The following is a 14779-nucleotide window of genomic DNA, read 5'->3' as shown; positions in this document are numbered from 1 at the left end:
ATATGTCCACCCATTCTAAAATTCCTTTGTCGTTCGAAGATCATCGAAAAGTTGTAGACCAAATTCGAGAAGCATGGTATAGCAAACGACCAATAGTGCCGATTGTTGGCGCAGGCCTATCTGCAGCTTCAGGCTTTCCAGTTTTGAAAAGCATTGTTCATTATCTCGCATCAATCTACGCAATATCGGAAGAATACTGCCCCTTCCAAGGTAAGAAGATGCTTCCTAAAGAAATGAAAGAAAAGATCAAGGAACGGTATTTTAAGAAAACGTGGAATCTAATAGAGGATTATGGCTGGCCAGATCGGTTTTTCTTGTATCAAGAACTATCACGGATCCTGAAACAAGATTCAAAGAAAATATCAGATGTAATTCCTGAAAAACTAACAGAAATTGCTAAAATAATAAATCCAAATAGTTGGTACAACTATGAAGAATTAGTAAAGACTATTACAAAAAAATACAATGTAGGACGGGAAGAATTCGACAAAGTGTATAGTGATAGCAAGCACTTTGGTATATATGGTGACTGGCGAAAACTAATCCAGCACATTACTCGATTTAATGCAGACTATGCTGACTCACTCTTTGCAGCGATGGGCCTTGCAAAAGAGCCAAACCTGGGTCAAAGATATCTTGTATTTTTGTGCCGATTGTTGAGTATACGAACAGTATTTACATTCAATTTTGATGATTTAATCGAACGAAGTTTTGAAGCAGAAGGAATAAAAACCCGTGTTTTTTCAATGGAAGAAGGCAAAAGCTTGCCACACAGTGCGTTGACAGCAAACGCGATCATGTCAGTGATTAAAATGCACGGTAGCACTCACTCACTGTTAATTGATGAACGGCTAGACCGCCCAGTAAACGATGACTATGTAAAAAGGTTCTATGGTTTGGTTGGCGAAAATCCGCTTCTGGTAGTCATGGGATGCAGTGGAGGCGATGTCAGGCTGACAAGTTTAGTTGAAAAGATCATACAAGATAATGAAAGTAAAAATAAAAATGACATCAGCATCATATGGCTGAAGTTCGAAGACTACAAACTGCCGTTTATCGAGGAAGGCGTTGAAAACTCTGCGGTTGGACCGGACAGGGCATACACAAGTAGAAATGGCGTAATAGTAGCCGAAACAACAAATCCAGCACACTCACTTGTGCATATCTATTCCGCCCTGACTAACAGATTTCCTGCAAGCCAAATACCCTACGCCTCAAGCGGAATAAGTTCGTTCGGATACAGAAAAAAATATGATAATAATGACAAAAATGACGAGCCACCATACAATTTTGCAACCGAAGAATTATTGCGTGCAATATTCTATAATGATCAGAAAATTATTTGCGTATCGTCGCTTGAAGAATTAAAAGATATTGATGATATCCAAACCAAAAGCTTCCCGCGTATTACCGCATCAGAAGCAATGCTTGATGTTGCAAACAAAGGATTATATATAGGATATACACCGATAATTATTAATCTTGAATGCACTCACACCTTAGCTGGTCTTGTTGATGCAATTATGGCGCAGTGCAAGCAGTATGATACGCAGTTAGTACCTGGTGCATTGCCAGTCGAATCCAACAAGGATATCGATGATGATACAATCATTAACAAAGCAATGCACCTTCTTTCATACACATTGCAACGAAGCCGGTATCTTGTGATACTGGATGGCTTGGATAATTACTTATGGAACGTAACTTCACATCATGGCGAGAGCACTTTAGACAAAGATGGTTGTTTGAAACGGTTTGAGTTATTATGCAAATTCATCAATGAATTTTATAAAAGCATTAAGAAAAGTTTGCCATACGATATTGGCGAATCAAAAGTAATTATCGCGATTGATGCGAGAACAACAAGAAGTGACTCCAAAGCAACAACAATGAAGATAGAGAAAATGCTAGAAGTCGATTGTTTCAAGAATACTGTGATCCAATTAGGATCTGAATTGATTGAATATTCGACAGTATTAAACTTCGATAATGAATACAATCTCTGCACATTCGGCGACCGGAAAGCTAGCATGGATATGCTTGCCTTATATCTGCTTGCGGCATGCAGAAGGACGAGGCCGCTAGCGCAAATCCGCCATCTATTGCGCCCTATATTTAAAGATTCTAATGAGACAGATAAATTCATCTTATCGCTTGTAAAGCAAGATAGTGGCATGACACTGCTCGTAGGTGGAAGCCTCTCGATCAGCAGACCTATCAGAAATCGAATTTATAATATCAACAATCAATACACATCTAGAGCGCAAGTAAATGAAGCATTATCTTCCAAATTTGATAAATTGAAATTGAGTATATTCCATTTATTAATGTCATATTTCGTTCACTTTCGGCTTACTCGCACTTATTACGTGTACACATTCGGTCAGTCCAACGATGCTTTAGCATTTCTTGAGTATACTTATCATCGCATTTCAGCATTGCGGTCTTTGTGCAAACTTATTTATGTGCTTAAGTCTAACGAAAACAATTTTTCTGCGATCCAAACGGGATTTAGGCAAGTACACGATTTTTTCGGCGATGATAATTTTGATTCGCTACGACATCGCTTCCAGATTAATGATATAAATAGTCATTTGTATAGGGCAATTACAAGCGATATCTCAAATTTATCAGAACTTGTTGGTGAACTAATTAAGCGACATGCAAAAGAACTTCGCTCACTTTCTCAAGCATGGTACAGACACGAAGTGACTTTGCGAAAGCAGATCCCCGCACAGCAATTACTGCATTGGTGCGACCGTATGCTTGAAGATGATTTTAAATATCGCTTAGATTGTGTAGTGACCGATTATCAGGATTCTACTGCTGTATTGAACAATAGCTTTGTTTCTATGTTTGTTACCGGACCTCTTCCACAAGTTAAAAAGCAGTTTCGCGACTTGAAAATCAAACTGCTGGCAGAAAGGGGCGATTACTTAGCCGTGCTTCATGCACGCTGGTCTGACATTACGGAGACCCCTTTTGATGTTAATGCTAACTATTCACAAATTCAGCTTAAAAAGGACTGCGATTTGCACGATTTGCTTGATGCTGCAAATGCGGCAGTCAAGCTTGGCCATACATCTCCAACTAACAGAAAATATCATAGTATTGCAGATTGCTTGCTCAAACCCGAAATACCAGCTGAGCTCGATGTCGATTATTTGAACATGAACAATTCCGACAAATCGACACAAGAAGCTTATCTTCGATACTATCACTTAAAATCTGAATTTTTATTCGGATTCGATTCTTTTTTTGTTGCCTTATCTGATCTGCCCGACGGTTTTGCTGACAATATTAAACGAGTTTTAAAGTTATCAGATGATGCAATGGAACGTTCAAGGCGGCAATATCCCACATCACACGATTCTCCTCGTAGCGTCATTATTGACCGAACAGCCGATCGCACCCTGTATCCTCAGTATCGTACCGTTTTTGATATGATTCGTGGTCGAGCAAAATGTTACGAAGCTTACAATTCCGACATCAATGAAGCTAGTAGCAAATTTGAAGATTCATTTCGTTTTTTTGATTTGGCACGTGCTGGCTTAGAGGGTAGCAATAGTTTACTTCGAGCAATTGTTGAAATTTATGCTGCGGAAGCAGCTTTGATTCAAGGTAGTTTTGAATTGAAAATTGATCCTGTAGAAGGGCTTAAGAAAGCAGGCGCGAAGCACGAAACTGCTAGAACTGCATTAGACGCAGCTCGCGAATTGCTTTTAGTTTCACGTGTAAATGCCACCTGGTGGCAGTTTTTCTACCAAATGGTTGCTCAGTACGAAGCAGAGCGTTTATCTCTAATTGGTCTAGCAAGTACTAGTTCTAGTATATCTGATTTATCTTCGCCTTTAACAAGATTCCGAAGAGGCTTGAGAGCAATCCGCAATGCCATCAATTTTCAAGTTGATCCCAACACTAGCAACCTCTGGCTCAAGCAAATTTTTGAGAAGCTCAATCAATCATTCATTACTTATATGTATAAGTTCTTGCAAATCGACATTCCAAATTCTACAGATAGAAAAGATTTCATAATTCAATATTGCACAGAGATTTACCAGTCTGAGTGGTTGACTGACGATCTTTTTCCTGAGGTAAACCAGATTTCAAGCTACATAATTACTGCGACTGGTATTTCTTGATCAGTAGCGAGGCGGTTTCTGGTCGCAGGATCCGTGGGTCGGGCAGGATGCCGTTTTTCAACTGTTCCCGTAATTCCCGACCACTGATAGAAACTGGTTTCCAGCCTTTGCCTGCCTGATCGTCGACCAGAGCAACTCGGCCCAGTTCTTCATAGAAGGCGGCAAAGCCCACTTTGACCGGGTTGATCAGCAATTCGCCATTTAACGTGTCGAACTTTTTCTGTGCGTCCAGACCATCCCAGATGTCAGTGCCGTCATCGTACGGTGCGTCGGCATGTTTCCGGCCGATAATAATATCGGTAAAGCCGAAGTTCTGGCGGTAAATACCGTGCATAATGGCTTCTTTCGGGCCTGCGTAGAACATCTTAATGTCCAGTCCGATCAGATGCACGCGATCGATGAAGTTTTTGCCCACCTGCTGCCACAGTTCGGTATCGATATCCCCCTCACCCAGCACCTTTTCATCGATGATGGCTTTGTAGGTTCGCATGCGGGTGACTGCATCCACATCGTCGCTCTTCGTTTCGCCAATCAGTGGATTCAGCACGGCTGCGGCATTAAACCCTTCTCGGGTCAGACGTTCCAGGCCCACCACCAGTGCATATTCGTGGGCACGGTGCAGGGCGTTGCGGGTCTGAAATGCCACCACTCGCTGGTAGCCTTTTGACGCAAAAAGTGCTCTGGTTTCACGTGGGGTCAGTACAAAATCGCCATATTCCGGATGCTTGGCAGGTGGCAGAGCTTCGATGGTGCCACCAATCAGCCAGGTACGTTCATCCTGCAGGGCAATGCGTGCCCCAGGATGGTCGGTGCGGATGGTGGAGTAAACCGAAGCGTTATACTTGGCTTTATCCCACGGATAGACATCTGTGAGCATGATTTGGCCCACAGAAACACCCGCTTCGTTGGTTAATGTATAATTCTCACCAGTTTTTAATGTTTTGGCGAGACTTTCTGCCACCGGAAAGGCCAGTGGGATGGTCCAGGCATATTTTTTGCCACCACGGACGATCACCTCTTCTTCCAGCACCTGGTGGTATTCGTCTTTGGTCATCGCACCAATCAGTGGCGACAGCCCACCATCGGCAATGCGGTACAGAGTCGACAGATCCGCATCACTGACGGGAATCGTCACCGCAGACTGGGTCTGGCTGGCAAAGGTTGTTGCTGCTTCGCCAGCAAGGGTTCGGTTCACTACTTCCGGCACTCCACCATGGGGTGGAATTAAATCCGCCATCTTTTCTCCTGAAATTTTAATGAATTTATTCTCAGATTTGATACGACGCATCAAATTGTTCTTGGGATCGTTCTAAAAGGTCGGCCAGCGAGCACTGTTGCAGTAACTTCATCTGGGTGTGCATGGCATCGGTCCACAACTGGTGCACCGCACGCAGAAATGGATGTTCGGGCAGATTGCCGTTTTCCGTTTGAATCGTGGAATCGACAACTTTCACCACATCGTAAACTGCGATTGATTTTGGATCGCTGCCGAGAAAGTAGCCCCCACCAGCACCGCGGGCACTACGCACCAGCCCGGCTGCTTTTAATTGCAGAAAAATCTGCACCAGAAAACGGTGGGAAATATTGTGTTTTTCGGCAATCTGGCGAAGTCTCACTGGTGCGGAGGTGCCATAACTGGCTGCCAGCTCCAGCATTGCCAGACAGGCATATTCGGTGCGTGCCGTGTAGAACGGAAACCGAATGGTGCGGGAGTTTGCAGTAATATTTCTGCCTGATATCGTATCATCGACCGATTGATTCATGTCAAATTCCCGATCCTTGATCGTGTTCGATGACGTGTAAGCCGCATTCTTTTTTCTGGCTGCCTGCCCAACGCCCGGAGCGTTCATCCCCACCTTCCGCAACGGGTGCGGTGCATGGCCAGCACCCAATACTGGGGTAACCCTGGTCGTGCAGTGGGTTATAAGGGACATCGTGTTTCACAACGAAGTTCCAGACATCTTTTTTCGTCCAACCGAGCAGTGGGTTCACTTTCACCAGTTGAAACTTGGGATCCCACTGGACAATATTTGCCGCCTGACGGTGCTGTGTCTGGTCGCTGCGTATGGCACTAATCCAGGCATGATAGCCCACCACAGCTTTGCGAAGTGGCTTTACTTTGCGGTCGAGACAGCATTGGTCTGGGCGGTGCACATACAAAGGCCCACCGTGGGCAGCTTCGTACTCTTCCACGGTGGTATCGGGGCGAACCATTTCTACCGCAATACCGTATTTCTGAAGGATGCGTTCACGGAGTTCCAGGGTTTCAGCAAATTGATAGCCCGTATCCAGATTAATGACGTGGACGCTCTTTTCGATATCCGCCAGCATGTGCAGGATGCAGCACCCTTCGGCCCCAAAGGCGGTGGCCATCATTAATTTGGGGTGAAATTGCTCTACTGCCCAACGTAAGATCGCTTCAGGACTTTGCCCAGCCAGTTGGGTATTCGCAGTGGCGATTTCCTGTTCTGACATGGGTATCTGGGTATCCAACCAACAACTCCGATCTGAGGGGAACACTACTAACCTTATCGACATTATAGGGATTGAAGTCCACGGCACGGCGAAAATTGCAGAAAATCGCCACAAGCACTTCAATGGAAAGCAGTTATGAAAAATGCTCCTTTTGAAGTTGTGCCACCGGCGGGTGGTACAGCGCGAAATGGTGAAAAATTATTTCATTGACAAGCATTTACTCTGTCAGTTATATTAACATCGTTTCATTATTTCCTCATCGAAACTAAACAAGGTACCAGAACATGTCTTATGATCGACGTGGGGGATTCACCCTCATTGAACTGCTGGTGGTGATTGCCATCATTGCTATTTTAATTGGCCTCTTGTTGCCAGCCGTACAGAAAGTGCGGGAAGCAGCCAACCGTTCCCAATGTGCCAACAATTTGAAGCAACTGGGGCTGGCGTTCCACAATTTTCAAGATAGCCAGGGTCGTTTACCCTTTGGTGGGCAGAACGCACCCGATGGCGATCCCTGCTGCCAAGGGGAACACAACGTTCGCGACCAATGGTCATGGGCTTACCACATTCTGCCCTACCTTGAACAGGACAATATTCACCGGTTGACAGATCACAATCAAGTGTATGCCAGTATCGTGAAAACCTATTATTGTCCTTCCCGACGGGCCCCACGGCTGTTTGGTTCCCACTCGCGAATTGATTACGCTGCTAACGCAGGTGCGGGGAATGGTAACGGCTTAAATGGTGTGGTGCGTATTTCCAGTTCCCCACCAATTCGGATTGAGTTGATTCAGGATGGCACCTCCAACACCCTGATGGTGGGGGAAAAGAACGTCGATCTGAACGATCTGGGTCAAGTGGGTGGCACCTGCTGCGACGACAACGAAAACCCGTTTAACCCAGGCTGGGAAACAGATATCCACCGTTTTGGTAATGGTGTGCCACGTTCCGACAGAGAACGCGCCCGTGGTGTGACGGCTGGTTTTCAGGACCGCTTTGGCTCCTCTCACACGGGTGGGTTTAACTGTGTGCTGGCCGATGGCTCGGTCAAGTTTATCCGGTTCAGCGTAAACCAGACCGCTTTCTACAATCTGACCCACGTTTCGGATGGTCAAGTAGTAGATTTCAGCAGTTTCAGCAACTAATTGAGGTATCCCCACGTGAGATCATTGATTGTTGCAGCCGTCTTGACATTGGCCACACTCCCACAATTGGGGTGTGATAGTTCCAAACAGTCAGGCCCCGCGGAAATGACCGAAGAGCAGAAAAAGAAATCGGAAGAAGAGATGAAACGCGTTCAGGAACAGGAACGGCAAAACCGCTGACCTGTTTCCAGCCTGAATCAATTTACTAGCTATTCAGCGTAAAATTGCCCGCATTTTCTGCTTGCGTTCCCAGTGTGGCACGGTTTACTATCCAGTACACGCTCCGATCGATCCATTTTTTCTCTACTTTCCCACCGTGGGACGGAATCATGAACACACGACGCACATTTTTGCAACAAACGGGCTGCCTGACTGGTGCTGCCCTTCTGCCCACGACACTGACTGCCGAAGAAACTGCTTCCAGTACCGCCATCAGCACGCTGAAGCCGGGTGAGGGGAAACTGCTGGGCAAAGCCAAAGTAGTGGGGGAGTTTAATGAAACAGCGAAGAAGTTCCGGCTGGATGCCACCGGGCCGAAAGCCCGCGATTTTACTTTGAAAATGGTCTGGGCACCCGAACGCCAGCGAGCACTGTTCTGTGGGGCGAACCATAATGTGCCCCACCGCATCAACGATGCGTGGGAGTTCGACCTGACCACCATGACCTGGTCGATGCTATACGCACCGGACCTGCCCCGAGATTACACCGGAATTGGCAAGGATTTCAGCGATGTTGTCTATAAAGATGGCATTCTGATGACCAAGCGAGGTGGGCCGGCCATCATTGCTCATTCCTGGTGGGGGCTGGCTTACGATCCCGTTGACAAAGCGATGTTGCTGATGAATACCTGGGTCACCGATCGCAAAAAATCGGTAGAGCAGCTCGGCGGCGACCCGAAAACCTTGGATGAAAGTGCCCCACTGTGGGCGTTTTATCCCCAAACTGGCACATGGAAGGCACTGCCCACGCCACCTCCGTATCCTAAAGCACCATTCGGTGGCATGCTGGAATACGTGCCGGAATTGAAAGGCACCATCTGGCATACCAACAACTGGCAAATGCAGGCGACCTGGCTTTACGATCGTAAGTCCAATACCTGGAAGGACTTAAAGGAAAACGGCGATAAAAAAGTCTTCGAAAAACAGGCCCCACAGCCAGAACAGATTGGCTATTACGATCCCCACCGCAAATTGCTGGTGGTGCACCGCCATTACGATACATTCCACTACGATATTGCCAAAAATGCCTGGTCTCAGGTGCGTGCAGGCAACAAAGAAGATGGCAAAACACCATACGGCCACGATGCCCGCTCGATCTTTTACGAAGACACCACCAACAAAGGGGGACTGCTGTTCCACTTTGAATCGGATCGCTTCTGGTGGTACTCGCCGGATAAGGTAACCTGGACCCCACTGACACCCACGGGCGACCCGATTCCAAAAGGGAGCAAACGCCTGGGCTACTTTGACCCCCGCCACCAAGTGTTCGTGATCCTCGCCGACACCACCGTCTGGGCCTTCCGCCCACCGAAGATGGGGTAGGGAATGCTTTGTTGTGAATAATCAGAACCTACCAAATGTCATGATTCTGATGCTGTCACGTCTGATATATTCATTAAAAATATTTCATAATGCTGTTTTCGTTTTTGTAGCGCACAGATTTTCCGCTACTATGGCGGTTTTGCCTTAAAAACGAGAAAAGATGCCTATTCCATTTACCTGCGTTTGTGGGAAAACACGCAACTTAAAAGATGAGTTTGCCGGCAAACGGATCCGCTGTCCGGATTGTCATGCGGTCAGTGAGGTTCCCTATGTCATTGAACGGGAAGAATATTTGGTCGATATGGACGATGTGGTGGATGAACCTGTACCAACCCATGCGTCGAACTCGAGCAGTGAAGATGCCGATGATCTGGCGGCACGGGCGTTGATGGATGATGATGACGACAACAACACATCCAGGCAATCGTGGGCAGAACCACAACCTTACTCACAACCTACCTCGCGGCCAACGATTGATCCTTCTCGCTATTACCGCGAAGAAATCAAACAGGCGGAACAGGAGAGACGAGCTCGCCAACGCCCTGAAAGGCCACCCGTAGATCGGTGGAATGGCAATACCGTGACGGGTTTGCTCATGATGCTCGGTGCGGTGGTCTGGTTCGGGTTAGGGTTTGCTGCAGGGAGGATTTTCATTTACCCACCGATCCTGTTTATATTGGGCTTAGTGTCTTTCTTTAAAGGCTTCAGTGGCGATGCGGGCGATTAGTGGCTCGTTGGCTGAATCAGGCGGCGATTACCTTTTGGGTGGTGCAGCAATTCTCTTCCCGCACGCACCGACAGGTGGGCACGGCCAGCAGAGCACCTGCGACCGGTGCCGTCAGGTAGACCCAGAGGTGCTGCAGATTCCCAGAAATCAGGGCAGGGCCGATTGAGCGGGCGGGATTCATGGACGCACCACTGAACGGGCCAGCGAACAGGGCTTCCAGTGCGATGACGCTGCCGATTGCCAGACCGGCTGTAATCCCTTTTTCCTTCGCACCCGTGGATACGCTGAGAATCACAAACATCAGGCCGCCTGTCAGCAATAATTCCAGCACCCACGATTGCCACGGTGGGCCTGCAGGTAAGGTTGCCCCCAGCGTGGGGTGGTGGGGAAAAAGCAGATTCACCGTAAGGCTGGCCAGAATTGCCCCCACCAGTTGTGCGGCTATGTATGGTAGCACTTTTGTCGCAGGAAAACGACGTGCCACCCAGAATCCAATGGTTACTGCAGGGTTGAGGTGGGCCCCGGAAACATCGCCCAAGGTGGAAATTAATGAGAATACCACTAGCCCAAATACCAGCGAAATGCCCACGTGGGTGATAGTACCTGTACTGTTCAGCACTATGGCACTGGTTCCCGCGAACACCAATGCGAAGGTGCCCAGCAGTTCAGATGTTAACTGTTTGCGTAACGAGTAGATCATGGCACCCAGTGCAATTGTGTATTATATATTTAATTGTTTATATAGAGGGCTATTCACAGTTGGGTTGGTTCGCGGCACTGACTTTCTCCAGCGGCATCACAATCTGGCAGCACCCCAGGTTCAGGGCATCTGCGGGGACACCAGCAGCCACCACTTCTTTGAGCACGCCATCCATCAGCGAGTAGAGCACAAATCGCCCACGTTTTTTCCCCTGGATCAGGTGGGAAACCTTCAGCACGTGCAGGTGGTGCGACAAATTGACCGCAGGAATATCCAGTGATTCGGAGATTTCCGTAACCGTGTGGGGCCCATCGGCCAGATAACGCACAATTTTCAACCGTTCCGGGGCTGCCAGTGCGTAAAGCAGTTCGGCACAGCGTTCCGGTTGCAGTGGATCAGTCGTTGGTAACACTCCAGGCTCCTGGAAGATCAGCACATTCCTGTGTAAGTAGAAATTTTAGCGACAATTGCCCACAGTGCCAGCAGAATCCCGCAGGAGAGTGCTTGCCGCACCAGAATTGGTTCTTCAAGTGCAAAAAGCTGATGGAGTGAGCTACTAAAGCGGTCATCTGAATAATTTGCTCAATCGCAGCCCCACATCTATTTTCGCCCACGGAAGATTTCCCTGAGGAAACTGAATTGCGCGAAGAATGGGTCGAATTGATTGGATATCGGTCTCTCAAAAATATAATAGAGATGAAATAACTGGCTTTTCTGGAGACACTAAACCCAATTTCATGTGAAAATCGGTGTTTTAACGTCTATCATGCGAACCGCAGCTCACAAAAACATGATGTTGAGTTGCCAACTCAAGTGTTTAGTACTGGATTCCCGCCTACGCGGGAATGACGGTTGTAGACACAACCGTCTGAAACCCAGCCGTCGGTTGGGTTTGTGAGCCGACGGCGATAGCCGCGGTTGGATCAAAAAATACCAGAAACACCGAATTTCAAACTGATTTTGGTTTAGACATTCCAGGTGTTGAAGGGCCATGGTCGATCGAATTCGATCAGGAAACATATGAACGTTTGTGTCTTGCTGATGATGTTGGTTACCGTTATAAAAACTGCTTAAATATTTCTGTTACGGACGTGCAACATCGACCAACGACCCGATACCGACAAAAAATGTTTCGCCATTTGATCATGTTGGAAGGTACAGATGGTTGGTGGTTTTCAGATTCACCAGGAAGACTTATTGAAAGTTGTTTTCGAAAAAATCATCTTGGCTTGGGTTCATCACTAAGAATCTTTTGAAACTTGAACAGGAAGTCTTACCATGCTGTCAGACAATCTTTTTTTGAAGATTATCGATAAAACGATTCCCGCACGAATCATTTATGAAGACGAGCAGTGCCTGGCGTTTCACGATATTAATCCCCAGGCACCCGTGCATGTGCTGATCATACCGAAGAAAGTCATTCGCACCCACGATGATCTGACTGCGGATGATCAGCTGGTCATTGGGAATATGCACCTGATTGCCAATCAACTTGTGCAGCAGTTGGGTCTGCACGAAGGCTATCGCCTGGTGCTGAACTGCAACGAACATGGTGGGCAGACTGTGCCCCACCTGCACATGCACCTGCTGGGTGGCCGACCACTGGCCTGGCCCCCGGGGTAAACGAGCACTGACAAATCTTTACTGCCTGGCTAAAATTGCATTTCAAGTTGTTTCACCACTATTCAGGTCATTCCAGTCAAGAGCACATGCACTTTCACCCATTGCGGGGTGGGGTGAATCGGGTGCGGAGTTTCAAGAATGGCTGTTCGAGATAGCGGAAACTGATGCCCGCTGCGACTATTGAAAGCAGTAAAGTCAGTGCAGTTTGCAAACCAGCCGTTTCCCATTCGAGTTTCTGCAACAACCGCGAAGCTACCGCCATGGAAAAAAGGTGCAGCAGGTAGATTCCGTAGCTGATTTTACCCACATAGACCACAGGCCCCCACCGAAGCAGGTGGGACAGATGGTGCCTCTCATCTCGCACGGATGCCGCCACCAGAAGCATCATTACCAGTTGAATCGACAGTCTTGGCCAGCCAGAAAGATCTGATGGGCACAAGATCATTAGAGCATAAAGGGTTGCCAGCCAGACCATCGATCCAAACCGCCCCACGGTGAGGTATTGAAACACCCGATACCCACCTGGGTGGTGCAGTGCGAAGCCCAGAAAAACCCCCAGAATCAGTGGGGTGTAGGTGCACTGCAGAATATACAACGTTGGAGGTGCGTCCCATTCCGTGTATATCCAGTAATCCAGCACTCCAAAATTGACCAGTTGATTACCCACCAAAAAAAGTGTCAGCAGCACAACGGTCAGCCACCTGGGGAGATATTTCAGCATCAGTGGGCAGACCAGGTAGAACTGTTCTTCAGTGGCGAGCGACCAGAGAGTATTCAGCAGGCCCGGCTGGATGACCCAGTTTGCCAGAAATGTCAGGTTATATGGCAGATAGTGCCAGAAACTGGGCGCAAATGACGGGGATTTTCCGATCGCCGCCAACAGCAAAAGGAGAACGATGAGACCGAAGAGAATTGCATAATACAGTGGGAAAATCCGCAAGGTTCGCCGGATGTAAAACTGCCGGAGAGAAATTTTGCCTGCAGTCTGCTGCTCCCGTAGCAGGAGAGTGGTGATCAGAAAGCCGCTGATCACAAAAAAGAGATCAACGCCAAGAAAACCGCGTTTGAACAGCCCAAATAACAATTCCGGCTCGACATGAAAGCCCACCACCGCCACAATACTGATGAACCGCAGGCCATCGAGGGTGCCAAAATGCTTATTCGCAAGATAATTCGCCCATGTCATATCGGCTTCGGCACCTTGAACAGTCATTTCGCACCGGGGGAATCATTTACTTTTTTCGGTGCTGTTTTCAGAAATCTGTAACAAGTTTGTATTGATGAATCTAGAACAGTGTTCCGGAATCGATTCCACCCGATTAATTGATTGATGCATCAATATTTGACATGAAATTATGTTATTGCCAAGAAATAGCTGTAAATCATAATTTTACAATATGGCATTTTTGAAATATTAAACCGTAGCGAAAATCCACTTTCTGTGCAAGGATTGCTGAATTTTCATACCCACTTCAGGAATCTGTGGTGGGGCCCTGCTTCTCCACTGGTGGGGCAAATAAAGGTCCATTCAAATACGTGCTGGGGTCCACTTCTTTCAACGCACCATCTTCCCAGATGATCACAGGTGTTCCCGTATTAATCGCACGCTCCACCACCTTCCGCGATGCCTGCAGGAACGCGGCATCGATCTTTTCCTGATTGATAGGAATCTCAGGCGTTTGCATGTTATTCCCCGGCTTGTATTTCAATTGTGTCAAACAATTTGGAATTTACTTTTGTTAGTTTACCATTTACTTCACAACAAATCGGCTCTGGGTTCATCGATGATGCATCGTAAAGCCAGAAACAATCAACACGTTCTCGGTAGAGATGAAACAGATTTCGCAAACCCGCTTTGTAGCGGCGGCGAATATCATGCACTGGTATATTATGCCCACCTTGTCTCACGCGATTGGCCACCCGATTAACTGCCATTTCGGCACTGGGCAACCAGAGAAAGAACAATTCGATGCGGTAACCACTCGTCTGTAAATCTGAAAGAACTCTCATATATGTGCGGCCTGAAAGCGTTGTCTCGAATCCAAAATCCAGTTTCTGTTCCCGGATTTCGGCAATTCGTTCGAGCAATAATCTTCCGGCACGCACATTCTGTGATTCCGGATGGAACGGAGACAGGCCAGCCGCAATCAGATCGGCATTCAAAAATTCGCGGCAGTGGGCAAAATGAGGTAGAAATTCGGTGGCAAAGGTCGTCTTCCCCGCTCCATTCGGACCAGAAATCACATAAACGGTGGGTTTGTAGTCAATTTGTCCCAGTTGATCGGTTACCATACTTTCCAACAGCCTGTCATTTTCATTCTAATAATGCCTCTGGAACCAGACCGACTGCAAATGAAGCATCAGGTCCATCGAGAACATGTTCCATGCCGAGAAACATATCGGTGACTAGACAAACAAGTTCGTTT

Annotated in this window: 14 protein-coding genes; 6 read left to right on the top strand and 8 right to left on the bottom strand. The window is 47.3% G+C overall.

From position 1 onward, the window contains the following. Positions 1 to 2: 2 nt before the first annotated feature. Positions 3 to 4142 (top strand): SIR2 family protein, encoded by a 4140-nt coding sequence (locus R3B84_21815; protein MEZ6143211.1) that lies wholly within the window; start codon positions 3 to 5, stop codon positions 4140 to 4142. Here the strand turns inward: R3B84_21815 and R3B84_21810 are convergent. Genes R3B84_21810 through R3B84_21800 form a run of 3 tightly spaced genes read right to left on the bottom strand, consistent with a single transcriptional unit; the run spans position 4120 to position 6635 of the window. After that, on the bottom strand, positions 4120 to 5379 hold the full coding sequence (locus R3B84_21810) for a hypothetical protein (GenBank protein ID MEZ6143210.1): 1260 nt from the start codon (positions 5377 to 5379) through the stop codon (positions 4120 to 4122). The two genes, R3B84_21815 and R3B84_21810, sit on opposite strands and share 23 nt — an antisense overlap. A 31-nt stretch (positions 5380 to 5410) precedes the next feature. Continuing rightward, positions 5411 to 5905 (bottom strand): Rrf2 family transcriptional regulator, encoded by a 495-nt coding sequence (locus tag R3B84_21805; protein MEZ6143209.1) that lies wholly within the window; start codon positions 5903 to 5905, stop codon positions 5411 to 5413. Between the two features lies 1 nt (position 5906). After that, on the bottom strand, positions 5907 to 6635 hold the full coding sequence (locus tag R3B84_21800; protein ID MEZ6143208.1) for a phosphoadenylyl-sulfate reductase: 729 nt from the start codon (positions 6633 to 6635) through the stop codon (positions 5907 to 5909). A gap of 266 nt (positions 6636 to 6901) precedes the next feature. Here R3B84_21800 and R3B84_21795 point away from each other — a divergent pair, with 266 nt between their 5' ends. The 4 genes from R3B84_21795 to R3B84_21780 all read left to right on the top strand — a co-directional run bounded on the left by R3B84_21795 (position 6902) and on the right by R3B84_21780 (position 10030). Then, entirely contained in the window at positions 6902 to 7762 is an 861-nt protein-coding gene (locus R3B84_21795) for a DUF1559 domain-containing protein (GenBank protein ID MEZ6143207.1), read from the top strand. Positions 7763 to 7777: 15 nt separating this feature from the next. Beyond that, entirely contained in the window at positions 7778 to 7942 is a 165-nt protein-coding gene (locus R3B84_21790; GenBank protein ID MEZ6143206.1) for a hypothetical protein, read from the top strand. 149 nt (positions 7943 to 8091) lie between these two features. Continuing rightward, complete coding sequence (locus R3B84_21785; GenBank protein ID MEZ6143205.1) at positions 8092 to 9303, top strand: hypothetical protein; 1212 nt, start codon at positions 8092 to 8094, stop codon at positions 9301 to 9303. Positions 9304 to 9463: 160 nt separating this feature from the next. Beyond that, entirely contained in the window at positions 9464 to 10030 is a 567-nt protein-coding gene (locus tag R3B84_21780; protein ID MEZ6143204.1) for a hypothetical protein, read from the top strand. A 16-nt stretch (positions 10031 to 10046) separates the two neighbouring features. Here the strand turns inward: R3B84_21780 and R3B84_21775 are convergent, their stop codons facing one another. Continuing rightward, positions 10047 to 10730 carry an aquaporin gene (locus R3B84_21775; protein ID MEZ6143203.1) on the bottom strand — a complete coding sequence of 228 codons (684 nt, stop codon included), beginning with the start codon at positions 10728 to 10730 and terminating at the stop codon, positions 10047 to 10049. A gap of 49 nt (positions 10731 to 10779) precedes the next feature. Further along, positions 10780 to 11142 (bottom strand): metalloregulator ArsR/SmtB family transcription factor, encoded by a 363-nt coding sequence (locus R3B84_21770; GenBank protein ID MEZ6143202.1) that lies wholly within the window; start codon positions 11140 to 11142, stop codon positions 10780 to 10782. Between the two features lie 866 nt (positions 11143 to 12008). On the opposite strand from R3B84_21770, the gene R3B84_21765 reads away from it, so the two are divergent. Then, complete coding sequence (locus R3B84_21765) at positions 12009 to 12353, top strand: histidine triad nucleotide-binding protein (GenBank protein MEZ6143201.1); 345 nt, start codon at positions 12009 to 12011, stop codon at positions 12351 to 12353. 94 nt (positions 12354 to 12447) lie between these two features. Here R3B84_21765 and R3B84_21760 read toward each other — a convergent pair whose 3' ends face one another. The 3 genes from R3B84_21760 to R3B84_21750 form a co-directional block, all read right to left on the bottom strand. Beyond that, complete coding sequence (locus R3B84_21760) at positions 12448 to 13566, bottom strand: acyltransferase (protein ID MEZ6143200.1); 1119 nt, start codon at positions 13564 to 13566, stop codon at positions 12448 to 12450. A 259-nt stretch (positions 13567 to 13825) separates the two neighbouring features. After that, a complete protein-coding gene (locus tag R3B84_21755) occupies positions 13826 to 14038 on the bottom strand; it encodes a hypothetical protein (GenBank protein ID MEZ6143199.1) in 213 nt (70 codons plus the stop codon). 1 nt (position 14039) lies between these two features. Beyond that, positions 14040 to 14645 (bottom strand): zeta toxin family protein, encoded by a 606-nt coding sequence (locus R3B84_21750; GenBank protein MEZ6143198.1) that lies wholly within the window; start codon positions 14643 to 14645, stop codon positions 14040 to 14042. Between the last annotated feature and the right edge of the window lie 134 nt (positions 14646 to 14779).

Origin of the sequence: Zavarzinella sp. (assembly GCA_041399155.1) — a bacterium.
In the GTDB taxonomy this organism is placed as follows: domain Bacteria; phylum Planctomycetota; class Planctomycetia; order Gemmatales; family Gemmataceae; genus JAWKTI01.
The sequence above is the reverse complement of the archived record's forward strand: the minus strand, read 5'-3'. Positions and strand labels throughout refer to the sequence as shown.